This is a genomic window from Mycobacterium sp. (assembly GCF_032161845.1).
GTDB lineage: Bacteria > Actinomycetota > Actinomycetes > Mycobacteriales > Mycobacteriaceae > Mycobacterium.
This window is the reverse complement of record NZ_JAVRQA010000522.1, coordinates 1-3,556: the sequence shown is the minus strand read 5'-3', so window position 1 is coordinate 3,556 and position 3,556 is coordinate 1. Positions and strand designations below refer to the sequence as shown.

Annotated in this window: 4 protein-coding genes; all 4 read left to right on the top strand. The window is 67.2% G+C overall.

What is annotated here, in order from left to right:
- Positions 1-468, top strand: a 468-nt coding sequence (locus tag QOD90_RS28745; protein ID WP_526355520.1) for a PEP-utilizing enzyme, incomplete at its 5' end; no start/stop codon positions are given.
- Positions 469-478: 10 nt separating this feature from the next.
- Positions 479-1,483, top strand: coding sequence for a DUF7064 domain-containing protein (locus QOD90_RS28740; protein WP_526355518.1), 1,005 nt, complete (start codon positions 479-481; stop codon positions 1,481-1,483).
- An 85-nt stretch (positions 1,484-1,568) separates the two neighbouring features.
- A complete protein-coding gene (locus QOD90_RS28735) occupies positions 1,569-1,916 on the top strand; it encodes a hypothetical protein (protein WP_526355522.1) in 348 nt (115 codons plus the stop codon).
- A 53-nt stretch (positions 1,917-1,969) separates the two neighbouring features.
- Positions 1,970-3,556, top strand: a 1,587-nt coding sequence (locus tag QOD90_RS28730; protein ID WP_526355516.1) for an acyl-CoA dehydrogenase family protein, incomplete at its 3' end; no start/stop codon positions are given.

Below are 3,556 nucleotides of genomic sequence, written 5' to 3'. Positions count from 1 at the left end.
GGCCCCCTGCCCGGCAACGCCCGTGAACTCGTCGCCTTCCGCAAACAGCGGCGCGAAGAGTATCGCGGCATCGAGCTTCCCGTCATCTTCACCGGCATGCCGCAACCAATGACGGTCTCGGACGTCGACGGCGACGGCACGGTGCGTGGCACCCCGGCAGGCCCAGGGGTGGTCGAGGGCACCGTCCGAGTCGTGCTGGATGCGGATTCCGATGACGTTCTCGCCGACGGCGAGGTGCTGGTGTGCAAGTTCGTCGATCCCGGGTGGACGGCACTGGTGTCGCTGGCGGGCGCGCTCGTCACCGACATCGGCAGTCCGGCCAGCCACGGCGCGATCGTCGCTCGCGAACTCGGCATCACCTCCGTCGTCGGAACGGGCAACGGGACCAAGCTGCTGCGCACGGGCGACGTGGTACGGGTCGACGGTTCGACCGGCGAGATCGCCGTCCTCACTCGCTCGGTCGGATGAGGAGGATCAGGTGAGCAGTACATTTCAGCAGTTGTCGTCGGGCATGGACGCGGACTGCGAGCGCACCGTCCGGACGTGTCCCGACGTCCCGGGATGGACCGAGAACCTGCTCTTCACCCCGTACGACCCCGTCGCCGACATCGGCATGTGGCTGCATCTGGGCACGGTTGCCGACAGGTGGGAGATGTGGGAGGACCGCGTGCTCATCGCGCTCCCGAGCGATCAGGGCGTGCTGAGCATGTGGGCGTATCACCTCACCGTTCCCGATCGACAGCCTGCAGGCGCCAATCTAGAATTTCGCTGCGAGGATCCGTTTCGGAAGTGGCGCATCATCTTTGACGGCTTCTGCGTGCGATCGACGTACGAGCAGATGCGCACCGGCCCGCTTGCCGATGGCGCGAAGTCGCACGTCCGGCTCGATCTCGAGGTCGAATGCGTGACCCCGGTGTGGGACGCCGCGACCGCCGGAGAAGGCATGGCTCAACAGAGTTGGGCGCGCGAGCATTACGAACAACTCACCCGCGTGACCGGGCAGATCGTGATCGATGGGGTCAGCATCGATTTCGACGGCGGTGGCTGGCGCGACCACTCGCGGGGGCCGCGCGGTGCCGACACTCTCAAGGACTGGGGCGGCCATGTGATCACCGGCGGGGTGCTGCCGAGCGGCAGGGCCTTCGGGATGTGCCGCTACTGGGCCCGTGACGGGCACACCACGCTCGAGGGCGCCTACGTGGTGGAGGACGGCCTGCTGCGCCACGTCGACATCGTCACCGCGCCGCCGCCTGCGGTGTTGACCCGCGACGGTGAACGCTTTTCATTCGCGCTCGATGACGGCTACGTACTCGACGGAACCGTCTGCTCGTCGATGTGGGTCACCATGGCCGACGGACTGCCCTACGGCGTCATGGACCCGGCGCGGGCCTACACCGTCGGCTGGGCAGAGGTGCGCTGCGACGGCGAGTCCGGCTACGCCTACCTCGAGCGGTCCGCGATGACGCCGTCGCGTCCACGTTGACTGTGACAGTCGACTGTCATAGTGTGATCGAGCGGGCCTGTTTGGGCGGCCCATGTCGAAAGGCGGATCCGTGACCGGAAACCGGATGATCGTCCTCAGCAATCCCATCGAGGGCGAGGACGACAGATTCAACAAGTGGTACGACGAGGTCCACGTGCCGGAGGTACTCGACGTCCCTGGCGTCATCGCGGCTCAGCGCTATGACCTCGCCGAGCTGAAGATCCCCGACGACCCCGACCTGCCCGCTCAGTTGCCTCCGCCAACCCATCGTTATCTGGTGATCTACGAGCTCGACAGGGCTCCCGAGGACGTCATGGCCGGGTTCCTCGAGCGGGTGATGTCGGGCAAGCTGTCGCTCGGCGAGACGCTCGATCTGACCACCGTGTCGATGACCGGTTGGACGCCCAGCGGAGAGCGTCGGCTGTCCGACTGAATACCGACCAGTTGCTTGGCAATTCGATCCACCTCTACCAGTAAGGCCGTTACATGCCGTTGGCGATAACCGAAGACCACCGCGACCTCGCCGACGTCGCGAAGTCGGTGGTGGCTGGGCGCGGCGGTGTGGCCAGCGCCAGACGCATCTTGCTCGAGGCCGACGAAACCGGCCGATGGTGGGAGAACGACGGACTCTGGAAGGAGATCGTCGCCACCGGATGGCTCGGCCTACACGTCGGTGAAGAGTTCGGCGGCCAGGGCTACGGCGTACCGGAACTGACCATCGTGCTCGAGCAGCTCGGTCGCGGCGCCGTGGGCGGCCCGTTCCTTCCGACGGTTGTGGTGTCCGCCGTGATCGCGGAGGTCGGCACGGACGAACAACGTCAGCGATGGCTGCCACGGCTCACCTCCGGTGATGCCGTCGGAGCCCTCGGCGCGGAAGGTGATCTCCGACTGCTGGATTCGACCGTAGTCGCTGCAGCGGTGGCGACTCTGGGCGAAGTCAGCGCCGACGTCTTCCTGCTTCCGTTGGGTGAGGACCTGGTGCTCGTCGAGGCGGGCGATTCGGTCCGCGCGACCCGTACCGATTCGGTGGACCAGCTGATGCGGCCCGTCACCGTCATCGAGTTGTCGAAAGCACCCGTCGCCGAGGTGTTCGCAGGCGGTGCCCACGTGGCCACGCGGCTGTTACGGCTGCTGGCCGCGGCGGAGGCGGTCGGTGGGCTCGGCGCATGCACCGAGATGGCGACCGCCTACGCCGCCGCCCGTGAGCAATTCGGCAGGCCCATCGGCTCCTTCCAGTCGGTCAAGCATCACTGCGCGAACATGCTCGTCGACACCGAGCTCGCCATCGCGGCGACGTGGGACGCGGCCCGGGCGACGGGAGCCGAGGCCGATCTCGCGGCCGCGATGGCGTCCGGACACGCCCTGCCCGCCTATCAGCGCGTAGCACTGCAAAACGTCCAGGTGCACGGCGGCATCGGTTATACGTGGGAGCACGACGCCCACCTCTACATCAGGCGCGCCACCGTGCTGCACGCCTTTGCCGGCGGACAGAACGCACTGCGGGACGACGTCGTCGAGCTGCAACTCGGCGGGGTGCGTCGGGGTCATTCCATCGACTTGCCCGAGGGAGCCGAGCAGTACCGGCAGGCCGCCCTGGACTTCCGCGCCGAGCTGGAGAAGGCCGAACCCGATGTCCGCCAGAAGTTCTGGGCGCGCAGCGGCTACCTGCAGCCGCACTGGCCGAAGCCGTACGGCCGAGACGCCGACAGCATCGAGCAGTTGATCATCGACGACGCTCTGAAGGGTCTAGACAAGCCCAGTCTCGGGCTCGGCGAGTGGGTGGTGCCCACACTGCTTCAGCACGGCAGCGCCGAGCAGGTCGAGCGGCTGCTCTGGCCCAGCCTCGAGGGTGAGGTCCGGTGGTGCCAGCTGTTCAGCGAGCCGGGTGCCGGCTCGGACGCAGCGGCGGTCGCCACCAGGGCCACGCGGACCGACGGTGGCTGGGTGGTCAGCGGTCAGAAGGTATGGACCAGTGATGCGGCGAATTGCCAGCGCGGATTGGCGACCGTACGCACGGACACCAATGTGCCCAAGCACAAGGGCATCACGGCAATGGTCATCGATCTTGCCGAC